Annotated in this window: 14 protein-coding genes; 5 read left to right on the forward strand and 9 right to left on the reverse strand. The window is 66.9% G+C overall.

Features of this window, described 5'->3' with window-relative positions; genetic code table 11:
• Positions 1-12 precede the first annotated feature (12 nt).
• The 4 genes from rlmKL to ASD86_RS13735 all read left to right on the forward strand — a co-directional run bounded on the left by rlmKL (position 13) and on the right by ASD86_RS13735 (position 4706).
• Positions 13-2367 (forward strand): bifunctional 23S rRNA (guanine(2069)-N(7))-methyltransferase RlmK/23S rRNA (guanine(2445)-N(2))-methyltransferase RlmL, encoded by a 2355-nt coding sequence (gene rlmKL, locus ASD86_RS13720; RefSeq protein ID WP_056111344.1) that lies wholly within the window; start codon positions 13-15, stop codon positions 2365-2367.
• 58 nt (positions 2368-2425) lie between these two features.
• The gene (locus tag ASD86_RS13725; protein ID WP_056111346.1) at positions 2426-3013 is read left to right on the forward strand and encodes a methyltransferase domain-containing protein; all 588 of its coding nucleotides are present in this window, start codon (positions 2426-2428) and stop codon (positions 3011-3013) included.
• 332 nt (positions 3014-3345) lie between these two features.
• A complete protein-coding gene (locus ASD86_RS13730) occupies positions 3346-4203 on the forward strand; it encodes a pirin family protein (protein WP_056111350.1) in 858 nt (285 codons plus the stop codon).
• A 257-nt stretch (positions 4204-4460) separates the two neighbouring features.
• Positions 4461-4706, forward strand: a complete 246-nt coding sequence (locus ASD86_RS13735) for a hypothetical protein (RefSeq protein WP_056111352.1) — start codon at positions 4461-4463, stop codon at positions 4704-4706.
• Positions 4707-4912: 206 nt separating this feature from the next.
• Here the strand turns inward: ASD86_RS13735 and aqpZ are convergent, their stop codons facing one another.
• The 7 genes from aqpZ to mfd form a co-directional block, all read right to left on the reverse strand.
• Positions 4913-5623, reverse strand: coding sequence for an aquaporin Z (aqpZ, locus tag ASD86_RS13740; protein ID WP_056112718.1), 711 nt, complete (start codon positions 5621-5623; stop codon positions 4913-4915).
• Between the two features lie 220 nt (positions 5624-5843).
• Positions 5844-6320 (reverse strand): hypothetical protein, encoded by a 477-nt coding sequence (locus tag ASD86_RS13745; RefSeq protein WP_157476619.1) that lies wholly within the window; start codon positions 6318-6320, stop codon positions 5844-5846.
• 107 nt (positions 6321-6427) lie between these two features.
• Complete coding sequence (locus ASD86_RS13750; protein ID WP_056111359.1) at positions 6428-7288, reverse strand: pirin family protein; 861 nt, start codon at positions 7286-7288, stop codon at positions 6428-6430.
• A 233-nt stretch (positions 7289-7521) separates the two neighbouring features.
• Positions 7522-7932 carry a hypothetical protein gene (locus ASD86_RS13755; RefSeq protein ID WP_056111362.1) on the reverse strand — a complete coding sequence of 137 codons (411 nt, stop codon included), beginning with the start codon at positions 7930-7932 and terminating at the stop codon, positions 7522-7524.
• Positions 7933-8033: 101 nt separating this feature from the next.
• Entirely contained in the window at positions 8034-8552 is a 519-nt protein-coding gene (locus tag ASD86_RS13760) for a phosphoglycerate mutase family protein (RefSeq protein ID WP_162253666.1), read from the reverse strand.
• A gap of 45 nt (positions 8553-8597) precedes the next feature.
• A complete protein-coding gene (locus ASD86_RS27280; protein ID WP_162253667.1) occupies positions 8598-9095 on the reverse strand; it encodes a heme-binding protein in 498 nt (165 codons plus the stop codon).
• 422 nt (positions 9096-9517) lie between these two features.
• Positions 9518-12994: a transcription-repair coupling factor gene (mfd, locus tag ASD86_RS13770; protein ID WP_056111374.1), complete on the reverse strand. Its 3477-nt coding sequence runs from the start codon at positions 12992-12994 to the stop codon at positions 9518-9520.
• A gap of 210 nt (positions 12995-13204) precedes the next feature.
• Here mfd and ASD86_RS13775 point away from each other — a divergent pair, with 210 nt between their 5' ends.
• On the forward strand, positions 13205-13495 hold the full coding sequence (locus tag ASD86_RS13775; protein ID WP_157476621.1) for a hypothetical protein: 291 nt from the start codon (positions 13205-13207) through the stop codon (positions 13493-13495).
• 161 nt (positions 13496-13656) lie between these two features.
• Here ASD86_RS13775 and ASD86_RS13780 read toward each other — a convergent pair whose 3' ends face one another.
• Together ASD86_RS13780 and ASD86_RS13785 are read right to left on the reverse strand one after the other, a co-directional pair.
• Positions 13657-13944, reverse strand: coding sequence for a hypothetical protein (locus ASD86_RS13780; protein WP_056111381.1), 288 nt, complete (start codon positions 13942-13944; stop codon positions 13657-13659).
• Between the two features lie 260 nt (positions 13945-14204).
• Positions 14205-14798: a GNAT family N-acetyltransferase gene (locus ASD86_RS13785; protein WP_056111384.1), complete on the reverse strand. Its 594-nt coding sequence runs from the start codon at positions 14796-14798 to the stop codon at positions 14205-14207.
• Positions 14799-15558: the final 760 nt, after the last annotated feature.

Genomic DNA, 15558 nt, shown 5'->3' on the forward strand with positions numbered 1-15558 from the left:
TACCGCGCAAGCATGAGCAAGTTCTACGCAAGCTGCGGCAAGGGTCTGGAATACCTGTTGGCCGACGAACTGATCGCGCTGGGCTGCCAGCGCGCGACCGCCGCCACCGCCGGCGTCAACGTCGAAGGCGAACTCGCCGACGCGCAGCGCGCGGTGCTGTGGTCGCGTCTGGCCAGCCGGGTGTTGTGGCCGATCGCCGAATTCGATTGTCCCGACGAACACGCCCTGTACGCCGGCGTCGCCGCGCTGGATTGGCCCGCGCACATGGAGAGCGTGCATACGCTCGCGGTCGACGCGCACGTGTCGGGCGAGGCGATCACCCACGCGCGTTACGCCGCGCAGCGGGTCAAGGACGGCGTGGTCGACGTGATGCGCGCGCGCACCGGTTCGCGCCCCGACGTCGATACCGATCAGCCCGATCTGCGTTTGAATCTGGTGATCCGCAAGGGCAAGGCGATCGTCTCGATCGACCTGGGCGGCGGTTCGCTGCACCGTCGCGGCTGGCGCCAGAAACAGGGCGAAGCGCCGCTGAAGGAAAACCTCGCCGCAGCGGTGTTGCTGCGCGGCGGTTGGCCGAAGGTGTACGCGAACGGCGGCGGGCTGTTCGACCCGATGTGCGGCAGCGGCACCTTGCTGATCGAAGGCGCGCTGATGGCCGCCGACGTTGCGCCGGGTCTGCTTCGCCACGGCGCCTTGCCGCCGACGCGCTGGCGTGGGTTCGATTTCGCGCGCTGGCGCGTATTGTGCGAACAGGCGCGCGAGCGCGAAGCCGCGGGCCTGGCCGCGCTGCGTCCGGTGTTCGCCGGCAGCGATATCGATCCGCATGCGATCCGCGCCGCGCGCGACAACGAGATCGAAGCCGGGTTGGCGGGGGTAATCGAGTGGAATGTCGCGGCGGTGGAGTCGTTGCAGGTTGCGCCGGCACGGCTTCAGGCCGGGCAAGTTATCGCCGCGCAGTCTGATGTCCGTCATCCCCGCGAAGGCGGGGATCCAGAGACTTCAGAGTCAAGTCGCGATAAAGCCCTGGATTCCCGCCTTCGCGGGAATGACGCTCTTGCAGAGCCGATCTCTTCAGGGACCAGCGCAAGCCCGGATACGAACGCGAAGAGCGATGCGCAGACTCCGGGCCTGGCCGTCTGCAACCCACCCTACGACGCCCGCCTCGCCGCCGATCCCGCGCTGTACCGCGCGCTCGGCGAAGCGCTCAAGCGCACCGTGCCGAGCTGGCGCGCCAGCCTGCTGTGCGGCGATCCGGCGCTGGCCCAGGCCACGACCCTGCGCGCCAGCAAGAAGTACCAGATCTTCAACGGCGCGATCGAATGCGCCCTGATCGTGTGCGAGCCGATCGCGCGCATCGGCCACGCCGAACGCAAGGCGCAGGCCGAAGACGCCGCGCCGCCGCCGCTGAGCGAAGGCGCGCAGATGGTCGCCAACCGACTGCGCAAGAACCTGCGCAAGCTCAAGAACTGGCGCCAGCGCGAAGCGATCGATTGCTTCCGAGCCTACGACGCCGATCTGCCCGAGTACTCGGCCGCGATCGACGTCTACACCACCGACGAGCCGCAGCCGCGCACCTATCTGCACGTGCAGGAATACGCCGCGCCGTCCGATATCCCTGAAGCCGACCAGCGCCGTCGTCTCAACGAATTGCTCGCGGCCGCGCGCGAGGTGTTCGCGGTGCCGCGCGAGCGGCTGGCGATCAAGACCCGCGCGCGCGGCAAGGGCGGCAGCAAGTACGGCCAGTTCGATCAGCGCGGCGAATTCATCGTCGTGCGCGAAGGCGCCGCGCGGCTGCGGGTAAACCCGTTCGATTACCTCGATACTGGCCTGTTCCTCGATCATCGGCCGATGCGCCTGCGCATCGCCGAGGAAGCGCGCGGCCGCCGTTTCCTCAACCTGTTCGGCTACACCGGCGCGGCCACCGTGCAGGCGGCGGTCGGCGGCGCCAGCGAGACCACCACGGTCGATCTGTCGGCCACCTACCTGCAGTGGTGTTCGGACAATCTGCGTGAGAACGGCGTGACCGGTTCGCAGCACCGGCTGGCCCAGGCCGACGCGGTGCAGTGGCTGGAAGCCGATCGCGGCCGTTACGACCTGATCTTCTGCGATCCGCCGACCTTCTCCAATTCCGCGCGCGCCGACGACTTCGACATCCAGCGCGAACACGTGCGCCTGCTGCGCGCCGCGGTCGCGCGCCTGGCCGACAACGGCGTGCTGTATTTTTCCAATAATTTCCGTCGGTTCCGTCTGGACGAAGAGGCGATCGCCCAGTTCGCCCGCTGCGTGGATATCAGCGCGCAGACGATTCCGCCGGATTTCGAACGCGACGCCCGGATCCACCGCTGCTGGCGGCTGGAGCCGCGTTGATGGCATCCCCTTTTCGTCGTAGCAGCCTCGCGCGTGCGCGTTGCTTGGAGCATCGCGCATGAAGTCGCACCGCAAGCCCGGTACCTGGACCTTCTTCCGTCAGTGGCTCAAGAACCCGTTGCGGGTGGCGGCGGTAGCGCCGTCCAGCGCCGAACTGGCCGCGGCGATGATTTCCGAACTGCCCGACGACGTGAACCGGGTGATCGAACTCGGCGGCGGCACCGGCGCGATTACCCGCGCCTTGCTTGATGCCGGCATCCGCGACGAAGACCTGCTGGTGCTCGAACTCAACGAAGAATTGCACGCGCATCTGCATCTGCGTTTCCCGCAGGTGCCGGTGGTGCTCGGCGACGCGCGCGAGTTGCCGCAGTTGGCGCGCGACGCCGGTTATCTGCGCGCCGGTCGGGCCGACGCGATCGTGTCGGGTCTCGGGTTGCTGACAATGCCGCACCCGCTGCAACGCGACATCCTTGGCGCGGCGTTCGAATGCCTGCGCGAGGACGGCGTGTTAGTGCAGTTCACCTACGGCCCGGCCGCGCCGGTGGCCGATCCGGTCGCGCGTTCGCTGGGGCTGCAGGTGCGGCGCGGTGATTTCGTATTGCGCAACGTGCCGCCGGCGACGGTGTATGTGTATACGCGGGTGTAGTGCCGGCGTGTACTCCCGGAGGTAGCGCCGAGGTCCGCTCGAGCGATCTTCTGCCGAGCCTCGAGTGATGCTTTCCCTCTCCCGCTTGCGGGAGAGGGGAGGGTGAGGGCGCTTCTGGGCGCTCTGCGCCATCCCGTTTCCCTCACCCCGGCCCTCTCCCGCAAGCGGGAGAGGGAGATAAGTAGCCGAGTGAGGCAGTGAAACGCGGGCGGACGATAGTGAGTTATTGTTCTGTTTGTGTGATTGATGATTGCATCCATAGCGCTATCGTTCCGAAAATGCAGTGCCATCCTATGCCCATCGCCAATCCGGCGTCCCCATAGGAGAGGACCATGGCCACCGCCACCCCCACTTACGCCCGCGTCGGCCGCAAGCTGCGCGGCCAGCCGACCTCCGACGGCGCCGGGGTCCGCCTGACCCGGGTCATCGGCGGCCCGCAGCTGCCCGACCTCGATCCGTTCCTGCTGCTCGACGAATTCGGCACCGACAAGCCCGAGGATTACCTCGCCGGTTTCCCGGAGCACCCGCACCGCGGCTTCGAGACCGTCACCTACATGCTCGACGGCCGCATGCGCCACAAGGACAACCACGGCAACGAAGGCGTGCTGGTCCCCGGCAGCGTGCAATGGATGACCGCCGGCCGCGGCCTGGTGCATTCGGAGATGCCCGAGCAGGAACAAGGCCGCATGCGCGGCTTCCAGTTGTGGGTCAACCTGCCGGCGCGCGAGAAGATGACCGAACCGAAGTATCAGGAGTTCGCGCCCGATCGCATCGTCCAGCTGCAGCCGGCCGACGGCGTGCAGGTCAAGCTGATCGCCGGCCGCATCGGCGACCTGCGCGGGCCGATCGCGCAGCCGGCGACCGATCCGGTCTACCTCGACATCGCGCTCGACGCCGGCGCGAGCTGGGAGTACGAATTGCCGGAAGGCCACAACGCCTTCGCGTACGTCTACGAAGGCGGCGTGCGGATCGGCGACGGCGAGGACGCGCGCGAACTCGATGCGCAGGAACTGGCCGTGCTGTCGGGCGGCAACGTGCTCAAGCTGGGTGACGCGAAGTCGGGCAGCCGTCTGATCGTGATCGCCGGACGGCCGCTGCGCGAACCGGTCGCGCGCTACGGTCCGTTCGTGATGAACACCAAGCAGGAAGTGATGCAGGCCTTCGTCGATTTTCAGGAAGGCAAGTTCTGATCGCGATCTATGCGTGAAGCGGTGACGCAAAAGGCCACGTGCGAGCGTGGCCTTTCGTTTTCGCGCGCCGGTATTCGCATACGCGGCGAGTGTCGTTCTTGCTTGAACGTCGATGTTTCACCAGCGATACGTCCGCAGCCCGCTGGCGCGCGCGTTGTTTTCTATCGGACGCAGCATCGACGCATGCCCGCGACGATGGGCGCAGACACGCGCGCGGCCGCGCAGGCGGCGGTGGGCGTCACAAGGAGCAACATCGCATGGCTACCAAGCTCGATCCCAAGCAGATCACCCTCGTCGCCACGTTCGTATCGGCCGGCGTCGCCAACGGCGCCAGTGGCTGGATGATCGTCGGCGGCAAACTCAAGAAGATCCCGCCGCGCGGCATCAAGCAGCTGCAGGCGGTGTCGCAGATGCTCAACGCCGCCGACGCGGTCGGCAATGCGCGCCTGGCCGCGCAATTGCAGCAGACCGCGATCGAAGTCGCGAACGAGGCGGTGCGTTAGTCGGTAGCGCATTGACCGGCGACGCGTTGCTGCGTCGACCTCGCGCGCTGGACATTGTTTCGCTGATATCGTTGCGGCGCAGTCCGCATTCCATCGCGTCCAGACGATCGATGCATGCCCGCGCGGAAGACAATGCGAACGCCGCGTCGCGCCCAAACGAAAAGCCGCGCGGAGGCGCGGCTTTTCGTTTCCCATCAAGCGCGGTTTCAGTCCTTGCCGAGCCAGCGATACACCGCGCCGCCAAGCAGGCCGCCGACGATCGGCGCGACCCAGAACAGCCACAACTGGCTGATCGCCGCGGCGCCCGCGAACAGGGCCACGCCGGTCGAACGCGCGGGATTGACCGAGGTGTTGGTGACCGGAATGCTGATCAGGTGGATCAAGGTCAGGCCCAGGCCGATCGCGATCGGCGCGAAGCCGGCCGGCGCGTTCTTGTGGGTGGCGCCGAGGATGATGATCAGGAACATCGCGGTCATCACCACTTCGGTCAGCAGCGCCGCGGTCAGCGAGTAACCGCCGGGCGACATCAGGTCGTAACCGTTGCTGGCGAAGGTGCCGGCGGCGTTGGGGTCGATGGCGAAACTGCCGTTGCCGCTGGCGATCTGCAGCAGGATGAATCCGGCGAGGATGCCGCCGAGCACCTGGGCGACGATGTAGGGCAACAGGTCTTTGGCCGGGAACCGACCGCCGGCCCACAGGCCGAAACTCACCGCCGGATTGAAATGGCCGCCGGAGATGTGGCCGAACGCATACGCGCCGGTCAACACGGTCAGGCCGAACGCCAGCGCCACGCCGAGCAACCCGATGCCGAGCGGATTGCCCGCGCCGCCGAAGTTGGCCGCCAGCACGGCGCTGCCGCAGCCGCCGAGCACCAGCCAGAAGGTACCGATGAACTCCGCACCGAGTCGCTTGATCATGATCGTCATCCTTTGAGGTAGTGGGGCATGCAGGCCCTGCGGATCGACGATCAGCCCTGTTCAGTCTTGGAACGGGGCAGTTCGACCCTGTTCAGCCAGGCCATTCTTATGCTGGCCGATTCCTCAAAAATGAGCAATACGTCACAAATACGTAGCGCGGGCACAGCAAAGCGACCGCGCTGAGCCAGCGCGGTCGCTTAGTTGGAACGGATTGCCTGAATTACTTGGCGCTCAGTTGTGCGGTTGGAAATCGCAGGCCCTCGGTCTGGCCGATGACCTCCTTGAGCTGGTCCGGCGACGCCGCCTGCAGCCAGATGTGCGCGATCTTGCCCGACCCGATTTCGATCAGCGTCTCGCGAACCTGGATATCGGGTTTGCCGGCGAGCTCGCCCCGATACCAATGCATCGCCTTGCCGTCGATCGTGCTGGCTTCGGCACGATCGCTGCGTTTGGGCGTGAACGGCGATTTGCTGGCGATGTACAGGCCGAAGGCTTCCGAGCCGTCGGCGCGCAGAGCGCGGCAGAAATCCGAATCCGCGCTGGCGCGGTACTCCCAACGCAAGCCGGTGCTGGCAGGCAACGCCGGGCAATTGCCCGGGTCATCCGCAGCGGCGTCCTGGGCTTTGGCGTTGGCACACAATGCAAACAACAACACCAGCCACGGCACAGCGTGCTGGTTCTTTCCCCATGACTTCACGACACTTCCCCCTGCAACCGGATGTATGGTTAAGCGGTGTTGCGAGTCCTATAGGTTGTGACCTTAGTCCACTTTGCGGGGATTGACAAACGCCAGATTCGGAAAAGTCACCGTTCAGGTAATGGAATGAATTCGTGCTCACCCGGGATGTGACCGAATCGTCCCTCGGCCCAGTCCTGCTTGGCCTGTTCGATCCGCTCACGTGAGCTTGAGACGAAGTTCCACCACAGATGACGCGGCCCATCCAGCGGTTCGCCGCCGAGCAACATGGCCTTGACCGGGGTCTTCGCGCGCAGGCGCGGCCGGGTGCCGGGGTCGAGCACGATCAGGTGTTTTTCCGGCACATCGGCGCCATCCAGCTGAGCCTGGCCTTCGAGCAGATACAGCGCGCGCTCGGCGTGGCTGTCCTCGATCTCGAGTTCCTTGTCCGGGTCCAGATCGATGGCCACGTACAGCGTGTCGGCGAATACGCGCACAGGCGATTCCTGGCCGAAGCCGCGGCCGGCGACCACGCGCAACCAGGCACCGTCGCGATGCAACTGCGGCAGGGTCGCGGCTGGATGATGGTGGAAGGCCGGCGCGGTTTCCTCGAACGAGCGCGGCAGCGCGACCCAGGTCTGCATGCCGTGCAGCGGATGGCCGTCGGCGCGCGGTTTTTCCGGGGTGCGTTCGGAGTGGGCGATGCCGCGGCCGGCGGTCATCCAGTTGACGTCGCCGGGATGGATGTCCTGCACGCTGCCCAGGGTGTCGCGATGGCCGATCGAACCGGCCCACAGGAAGGTCACCGTGGCCAGGCCGATATGCGGATGCGGGCGTACGTCGATGCCGTGGCCGGGTTCGAACGCGGCCGGGCCCATGTGGTCGACGAACACGAACGGACCGACCGAGCGCGCCTGCACGCTCGGCACGGCGCGACGCACCTGGAACCCGCCCAGGTCGTGGATGCGCGGGGCGATGATCGTGGTCATGGCGGACTCCTGCAGGACTGATACCCGCAGATTGGCATGACTTTTATGCATTCGCGGTGTCGATGCTGCAACTCGGTGTTGCAGTTGCCGCGCTTGGTCGCGACAGGCGGCGAGGTGCTTGCACCGCATGCGCGATGCGGTGCGATATCGAGCGAAATGGTGCCCATCGCGACAGTTGTCGCCGGCCTCAGCCAGCTATCGATCCGATGGACGACAAACCCGCGGTCGGCCTATCACTTCGCCTGGAATTGCACCGTCGCATGCGGCGGCTCAGCGAAATCCAGCGCCTGCAATTCGAACGTCCACGCACCCGCGCTCTTGCTCGGTTCCGCCGGCGTGTTGAACGACACGGTGGTCTGAGTGCCGTCGCTGCCGGTCCATTGGAACTCCAGGGTCGCATCGCCGGCCCAGATGCATTGCAGGCCCGGCTTGCAGCGCGAATCGGCGGTGACGGCGACGAAACGCAGACGCGAGCGGTCGGGCAGGGTCACTTCATCGCCGGGTTGCATCGACAGCGGCTGGCCCGGCCGCGCGCTGTTGCCTGCATTGGGCTTGGCATCGGAGGGACCCGATGGCGCGGCATGCGCGCAGGCGGTCAGGGCGAACACGCACGACAGCATCGAGGCGACCAACGCGGATTTCATGGCGGAACTCCCTGCGGGCGGACAAACGAACGGGCAAGGGCATGCTCGGCGATCTTCGAGGGCGCGTCCAGCCGCGCGGACCCGGCCTTACGCGCGCCGCGTCACTGATCGCGCGACTGACTGTAGCTCGGATGGCCGTCGCGATCGAAGTCGATACGCATGCGCCGGTCGAATTCGGTTTCCGTCATAGGAGCCACAGTGCACTGGCAAAGTGCCGCCGCGATGTCGGGCGCGGTATTGCTGTGGGCGACCACCAGCACGGTGCCGGCGGCGTGCTCGCGTCGCAGGGTCGCGGCGAAATCGGTTGCCGGCTGTTTGGCGTCGTAGGTGACGACCTGCAGACGATGCGATTGCGCGGTCGGCTCACCGGTCTGCTGGGTGCGGCGATACGCGGTGGCGTAGACCGCGCGCATCGGCTGGTTTTTCAGCGCGGCGGCGAGGCGTTGCGCGCGCGCGCGACCGGCTTCGCTCAGGCTGGGATCGCGCGGATCGTCGTTGGCTTTTTCGGCGTGGCGCACGATTACGAAACTCGCGCCCGGCGTCGGCGTCGGCGGCGCGCTCGCGCAGGCGGCGAGCAAGACGCTCAAGCCCAGGGCGGAAAGACGAGTGATCGGAGCCATGCTGAAATCCTTGAAACGCTTCGAGTTGCCGACCATGCGGCCGGCCTACTTCAACACATCGGCGCCGGCCTGGGCGATCTCGCCGTCCTGCGCGGCCCGCGCGCCGGACACGCCGATGCCGCCGATCACTTGATCGCCGTGCAGCAGGCGCACGCCGCCTTCGATCGGCGTGATCGACGGCAGTCCGAGTACGACGTTGTTGCCTTCGCTGAGCAGCTTTTCATGGAAGGCGGTGTCGCGGCGGTAGTTGACCGCATGCGTGGCCTTGCCGATGGCGACCTCGACGCTGGAGTTCGGCGTGCCGTCCATGCGCTGGAAGTGCACGAGCCGGCCGGCGTCGTCGACGATCGCGATCGACACGCTCAAGCCCTGGGCGCGCGCCTTGTCCTCGGCGGCCTGGGCGATCTGCTTGACCGCGGCGAGATTGAGGGTGGTGCGTTGGCTCAGTTCGATCTTCATGGCGGCCGTGGCGGCGAGGGCGGGCCCGGACAGCGCCGGCATCAGCAGCGCGAGGGCGAGGAAGCGTGCGTGGCGAGACGGCATGAGGCGCTCGGCTTGGGAGGGAAGCGGCGATGGTAGGGCGAGTGCGGGGCGGGCGTCAGTGTGGAATGTCAGGGGACGGGGGCGAGAAGTGAGTGGACAGGAGTGAGGAATGAGTAAGAGCGAAGCGGGCAGATGACACAGCCCCGGGATCGCATCGGCGGGCATGGTGGATATCGCCAATGCCCCGCACTCGCGAAATTCGCGGCGAACAGTTCCCCCCTTTGAAAAAGGGGGGCTAGGGGGATTTGCTTTTCCCGCCAAGTCATCGCAACGAAGCAAAAGCGAATCCCCCGAGCTATCGATCACGCGGACATCCTGCTGACGCCGGGCGCTCGCCCCCTTTTGCAAAGTGGGCATGGAGTAGCGCGCGGCGCGCGAGGTGGGCGACGCGATGTCCGGCGCGCGATGTCCGCTGCGCAACCTCAGTGCTTGGTGTCGAGCAAGGTCAACAACCCCTTGGCCGCCGCCAGTCGCGCCAGCGCATCGGGCAGATCCAACTTGATCTTGAGCTTGTCCGGCCCATCCATCTGATACAGCTTCGGCTGTCCCTGGATCAGCTTGATCACCGACATCGGGTCCACGTTCGGCCGTTCGACGAACTGCAAGCGGCCGCCCTTTTCGCCCAGGTCGAGTTTGCGGATGCCCAGGTTGGTCGCGATCAGCTTGAGTTCGGCCACCGCGAACAGATGCTTGGCCGCGTCGGGCAACAGGCCGAAGCGGTCGATCATCTCGACCTGCAACTCGCGCAGTTCCTCGCTGTCGCGCGCGCCGCTGATGCGCTTGTACAAGGTCAGGCGGGTGTGGACGTCGGGCAGGTAATCGTCGGGAATCAGCGCCGGAATATGCAGTTCGACTTCGGCGCCGCGCGACTGCGTGGAATCCAGATCGGGCAGCTTGCCCTGGCGGATCGAGCGCACCGCGCGTTCCAGCAACTCGGTGTAAAGGCTGAAACCGACCTCGGCCATCTGCCCGCTCTGGTCCTCGCCCAGCAATTCGCCGGCGCCGCGGATTTCCAGATCGTGGGTCGCCAGGGTGAATCCGGCGCCGAGTTCGTCCATCGAGGCGATCGCTTCCAGGCGCTTCTGCGCGTCGGAGGTGATCGAGCGCTTGTCGGGCACCACCAAGTAGGCATAAGCGCGATGGTGCGAACGGCCGACCCGGCCGCGCAGCTGATGCAACTGGGCCAAGCCGAACTTGTCCGCGCGGTTCATGATGATGGTGTTGGCGTTCGGGATGTCGATGCCCGACTCGATGATGGTCGTGCACAGCAGCACGTTGAAGCGCTGCTTGTGGAAGTCGAGCATGACGCTTTCGAGTTCGCGCTCGGCCATCTGGCCGTGGGCGACGCCGATGCGCGCTTCGGGCACGAGTTCCTCGAGTTGGCGCTTCATGCGGCCGATGCTTTCGACATCGTTGTGCAGGAAGTAAACCTGCCCGCCGCGCGACAGCTCGCGCTGGAAGGCTTCGCGCAACTGCATGTCGTCCCAGGGCACGACGAAGGTCTGCACGGCGAGACGATGCGCGGGCGGAGTGGCGATGATGCTCAGGTCACGCAGGCCGGCCATGGCCATGTTGAGCGTGCGCGGGATCGGCGTCGCGGTTAGCGTGAGCAGATGCACGTTCGCGCGCAAGGCCTTCAAGGCTTCCTTCTGGCGCACGCCGAAACGTTGTTCTTCGTCGACGATGACCAGGCCGAGATCCTTGAAGCGCACGTCGCCCTGCAACAATCGATGGGTGCCGACCACGACGTCGATCTTGCCCTCGGTCAGCTTCTCCAGTTCGGCCTTGATTTCCTTGCTGCTCTTGAAGCGCGACAGCACTTCGACCTTGAGCGGCCAATCGGCGAAACGATCGCGGAAATTGCGGTAGTGCTGTTCGGCCAACAACGTGGTCGGCACCAGCACCGCGACCTGCTTGCCGGCGGTGGCGGCGACGAAGGCCGCGCGCACCGCGACTTCGGTCTTGCCGAAACCCACGTCGCCGCAGACCACGCGGTCCATCGGCTGACTGCTGCCGAGGTCGCGGATCACCGCTTCGATCGAAGAGTGCTGATCGGGCGTTTCCTCGAACGGGAAACCGGCCGCGAACGGCTCGTACATCGAACGGTCGACATCCAGCGCGAGCCCGGCGCGGGCCTGGCGCTTGGCCTGGATTTCCAACAGTTCGGCGGCCACGTCGCGGACTTTTTCCGCGGCCTTGCGCTTGGCCTTGGTCCATTGCTCGCCGCCTAGCGAATGCAGCGGCGCGGTTTCCACCGATGCGCCGGAGTAGCGGCTGATCAGGTGCAGTTGCGCGACCGGCACGTACAGCCGGTCGCCCTTGGCGTATTCGATTTCCAGGTATTCGCCGGGTTGGCCGCCGGCTTCGAGCACGATCAGGCCGCGATAGCGGCCGACGCCGTGATCCTCGTGGACGATCGGCGCGCCTTCGGACAACTCGCCCAGATCGCGGATGATTGCTTCGGGTTCGCGGCCGACGCGCTTGCGCCGGCGCGGCTGCGAGGCCCGTTCGGGAAACAGCTGGCGTTCGGTCAGGATCGCCAGCGCCGGTTCGCTGAGCGCGAAGCCGTCGTCGAGCGGCGCGACCGCGATCGCGAAGCGGCTGGCGCCGTCGCGGAACGATTTCCAGTCGGCGACCACATCGGGTTTCAGCGCCGCAGCCTGCAGCACTTCGAGCAGCGCTTCGCGGCGGCCGGCGGTGTCGGCGGCGATCAGCACGCGGCCCGGATAACTGCTCAGGAACGACTTCAGCGCTTCGGCCGGCGCGGCGTCGCGCGCGGCGACCGGCAAGGTCGGCGCGGGCTGGTCGCCCAGCGCGACGGCCTTAGTGCGTTGCGGATGCTGTTCGCCGCACAGTTCGATGCGCGCGCCTTCATTGAGGCGTTCGCGCAGGCCGACCGGGGTCAGGTACAGCGAATCGGGCGGCAGCAGCGGGCGTTCGAGATCGTGGCGGCGCTGTTCGTAACGCTCGCCGGTGTGGCTCCAGAATTGATCGGCCGCGTCCAGCGCGCCGTCGGCGATCACCGGCAGCACCTTGTCGCCGAGGTAATCGAACAAGGTCGCGGTCTGTTCGAAGAACAGCGGCAAGTAGTACTCGATGCCCGACGGCGCGATGCCGGCCTTCAGATCCTGATACAGCGCGCTGCGCCGGGTATCGAGGTCGAAGCGTTCGCGCAACGCATCGAGCGCGCGCTTGAGCGAGGCATCGTCAAGCGGCACTTCGCGGCCCGGCAACAGATGCACACGGTCGATCTTGTCGAGCGAGCGTTGCGATTCGGGATCGAACGCGCGGATGGTGTCGATCTCGTCGTCGAGCATCTCGACTCGGAACGGCGTGTCGGCGCCCATCGGGTAGACGTCGAGCAGGCCGCCGCGCACGGCGAAATCGCCTGGATCGAGCACCTGCGGCACGTGCCGGTAACCGGCGGATTCGAGCCGGCGCTTTTCGTTGTCGAGGTCCAGCACCTGACCGACGCGCACGTCGAAGCTGCCGCCGACGATATGCCGCAACGGCGCCAGCCGCTGCAACAGCGTCTGCACCGGCACCACCACGATGCCGCGCTTGAGCGAGGGCAGGCGGTGCAGGGCCGACAGACGCTGCGAGACGATGTCCGGGTGCGGACTGAACAAGTCGTAGGGCAGGGTTTCCCAATCCGGGAAGGTCAGGACCGGCAGCGCGCCGTCGTGACCGGCGTCCGCGCCCAGCAGGGTGCGCAGGTCGGATTCGAGTTGATGCGCGCCGTGGTTGTCGCGCGCGACCGCCAGCAACGGGCCGTCGTAGTCGGCGCCGGCGCGGGCGATCGCCCAGGCCAGGGCGGAAGGCGAAGCCGGCGCGCGCCACCAGGCGCGCTGCTGGCCGGTTTTAGGCAAAAGGGCAGACACGTGATTGGGGGAACTCACAGAGGGCGGCTAGGTTAGCCGCCGGGGGAGATAAGGTCACGTCGCGCGCGCGGGCTTTCGCCTGCATGATGGCGCGGCGCCGAAGGACGGACCGGAACAGTTCGTCCGGCGCAGGGGCCGGCGCTCACCGAGCCCGGCTCACGCGGGCCGAAGCCGCCATCGCGCGGCATCGGTCTTACGCTCATGAAGATCATGGAGGAAAGTGCAGTCATGAAGCTCGATTCGTTGGTTTCGCGGTTCCGCCGGCCGTTGCTGGCGTTGGGTGTTATGAGTGTGGTCGTGGCGTCGGCGTCGGTGTGGGCTCAACCGCCGCGTCCGCCGACCGCGGTGTCGGTGACCAGCTACTACACCGATGCCTCGCATGCGTATGTGGCCGGGGTGGTCTTTTACGGGGATTGCCCGGCGATCAGTTCCGGCAGCCTGATCGGCGCGACGACGCCGTATTCGGACACCACCACGGTCATGTGCGACGACGTGGACAGCGTGCCGCTGCCGTTCTGACCGGTGTCGCGGTAGTTTCAATGGGGTCGTAGTCGGCCCGTGACAAGGCGCCCGGGAACGGGCGCCTTGTCGTTTTTTCGCGTGGATCCTCGCTGGAGGCGGCGCGGCCGCATCGGGCTTGGCGGTGTTGAATCTGTGGGCCGAGCGCTGTGCTATCGGGCTCAGTTCTGGTTGGCGTTGCAGTTGGCGTAGTGCCAACTGAACTTCGCGGTCTGCTGGCCCCAGTCCAGCGGCCTCGGGCCGGGGCAGCCGGCGCCTTGATAGCGCATGCCGACGACCTTTTCGATGCCGTCGCGACCGGCCGGGCCATAGTAGGTATAGACCAGCCAGCCGCTACCGGACGGCGGGACCGGCAGGGCCGAACTCGCCACCGAGAACAGTCCGCCGACCACGATCGTGGCCAGCATGGCGATGCGTTTGAAGCCTGAGCGCTGCGTCGTCGTTTGCATAGAGACTCCTTGTCGTACGCGGTTGTCGAAGGTGCGACCGACCGGCATTGCGCCGCAAGACGAATCGCGGCGGCATCCGGCCATGGCGACACCAGCGCAGCCTAGCAGCCAGGCCTGGCTGCTGCGCGCGGGGCGCGACGTGTCTGGTTTTCCGCGGTGCCTGGCTGCCGATGCAGTGTGAGGGCGTCGGGCCGCGGCGATCGCCGCGGCGGTGACGAAGACGGCGATCAAGCCCGCGCCGAAGCGCGAGCCGGCCGATCTCAGGCGCCGGGCGTAGTCTCGCCGCTGGCGCGGCCGTCGGTGGTGGCCTTAGTGCTGCGCAGGTCCAGCGACACCCGGATCAGCCCCGGCGCGTCCTGCTGGAATTCGCGTTCGAACCCCAGCGACTGGGCCAGCGACAGCATCGGCGTGTTGTGCTCGAACACGTCGCCGTACAGGCGGTGCACCTTCTTGCCGCGCGCCCACTTCACCAGCCGGGTCATCAGATAACGGCCCAGGCCCATGTTGGCGATGTAGCGGCTGACCAGGATCGCGAACTCGGCGTCCTGGGTACGTTCGTCGATCGCGACCCGCGCGACCGCGCCGACCAGGGCCTCGCCCGGCGGCAGCGGCTCCGCCGCGACCAGGGCGAATTCGGTGCGCGGATCGATCCGGGTGAAGCGCTCGGCCATGTCCGGGGTGAGTTCCTTGAGCGCATACAGGAAGCGCTGTCGGATTTCGTCGGGCTGGAGCAGGGCGAAGCCGGCCCGCAGGGGCTCGGCATCCTCCGGCCGGACCGGACGGATCAGAACTTCGCGTCCGTTGGGAAGACGCTGGCGTTCGTGCCAGGGAGGCAAACGTTCACGCGTGGCCATGGTTGGGATAGTGGCACATTGTGACGAATTTGGCCCTTCATCTTCGTGAGGGGCGCTCGCCGGTGCGGTCGGCGGCGCTGAGCGCGCTGAATCTCGGCTCATCGGACCTGCGCCGGTGAAGGGTGGGCCGGCGCAGGCTCCAGTACAGCGGTTTCGTTGATGCGATGCACGCTGGAAATGAGAATTGCTCGCATGATGGCTGGGTGATGACGGCCTGACAATGCCCCGATGGCCGGCCGAAACGCCAGTGCCCCGCGCGCCGGCCTTCAGCCGGGCGGCCGCTTCCGGCCGCGCCCGGTGCCGGGTCCTCGCCAGGGCCTTGGGGTTCTGGGCGGGGTCGGCCGGGTCCGGCGGCGGGTGGCGTCGCCCCGTGGTGCCGACGGTGAGGCGGCAATCCGACCCGGTCCGCCCGGGTCTGCCGGCCGTGCCGGCGCAGGGCGAAGCGGCACCAATGAAGTGGCGACCGCGTGCGCGGAGTCTGTGCGACCGCCGCGAGACGAATCGGCAGGCCGGCGTTTCGAAGTGCAGGCTCGATGGCGTGCAAGGCTAGGCGCAACGCAGGTCGGCGAGGTCGGCGCGCGGACGGTGGCGCGGGCGGCGGTGTATGTCTTGGCGAACAGTATCCACACCGTGCGTTTTGCGATGGCTTTGTCGGCGATGGGCGCGATGTGGGTGCGTCAGCGATGTCGTGGCGTTGAGTGCGGGGCTGGGTCGCGCGTCGTTTGCACCGGTGGCGCGGTGGGCGGATTGGCGCGGTCGC

This window comes from Lysobacter sp. Root690 (genome assembly GCF_001427785.1).
Classification (GTDB): domain Bacteria; phylum Pseudomonadota; class Gammaproteobacteria; order Xanthomonadales; family Xanthomonadaceae; genus Lysobacter.

What these genes read in the sequence shown, in the direction of transcription:
- ASD86_RS13735 (WP_056111352.1), top strand. Translation starts at nt 4,461, where the DNA reads ATGGCTACCAAGCTCGATCCCAAGCAGATCACCCTCGTCGCCACGTTC.
- ASD86_RS27280 (WP_162253667.1), bottom strand. Translation starts at nt 9,095, where the DNA reads ATGCCGTCTCGCCACGCACGCTTCCTCGCCCTCGCGCTGCTGATGCCG.
- rlmKL (WP_056111344.1), top strand. Translation starts at nt 13, where the DNA reads ATGAGCAAGTTCTACGCAAGCTGCGGCAAGGGTCTGGAATACCTGTTG.
- ASD86_RS13725 (WP_056111346.1), top strand. Translation starts at nt 2,426, where the DNA reads ATGAAGTCGCACCGCAAGCCCGGTACCTGGACCTTCTTCCGTCAGTGG.
- ASD86_RS13730 (WP_056111350.1), top strand. Translation starts at nt 3,346, where the DNA reads ATGGCCACCGCCACCCCCACTTACGCCCGCGTCGGCCGCAAGCTGCGC.
- ASD86_RS13785 (WP_056111384.1), bottom strand. Translation starts at nt 14,798, where the DNA reads ATGGCCACGCGTGAACGTTTGCCTCCCTGGCACGAACGCCAGCGTCTT.
- ASD86_RS13755 (WP_056111362.1), bottom strand. Translation starts at nt 7,932, where the DNA reads ATGAAATCCGCGTTGGTCGCCTCGATGCTGTCGTGCGTGTTCGCCCTG.
- ASD86_RS13760 (WP_162253666.1), bottom strand. Translation starts at nt 8,552, where the DNA reads ATGGCTCCGATCACTCGTCTTTCCGCCCTGGGCTTGAGCGTCTTGCTC.
- ASD86_RS13780 (WP_056111381.1), bottom strand. Translation starts at nt 13,944, where the DNA reads ATGCAAACGACGACGCAGCGCTCAGGCTTCAAACGCATCGCCATGCTG.
- ASD86_RS13775 (WP_157476621.1), top strand. Translation starts at nt 13,205, where the DNA reads ATGAAGCTCGATTCGTTGGTTTCGCGGTTCCGCCGGCCGTTGCTGGCG.
- aqpZ (WP_056112718.1), bottom strand. Translation starts at nt 5,623, where the DNA reads ATGATCAAGCGACTCGGTGCGGAGTTCATCGGTACCTTCTGGCTGGTG.
- ASD86_RS13750 (WP_056111359.1), bottom strand. Translation starts at nt 7,288, where the DNA reads ATGACCACGATCATCGCCCCGCGCATCCACGACCTGGGCGGGTTCCAG.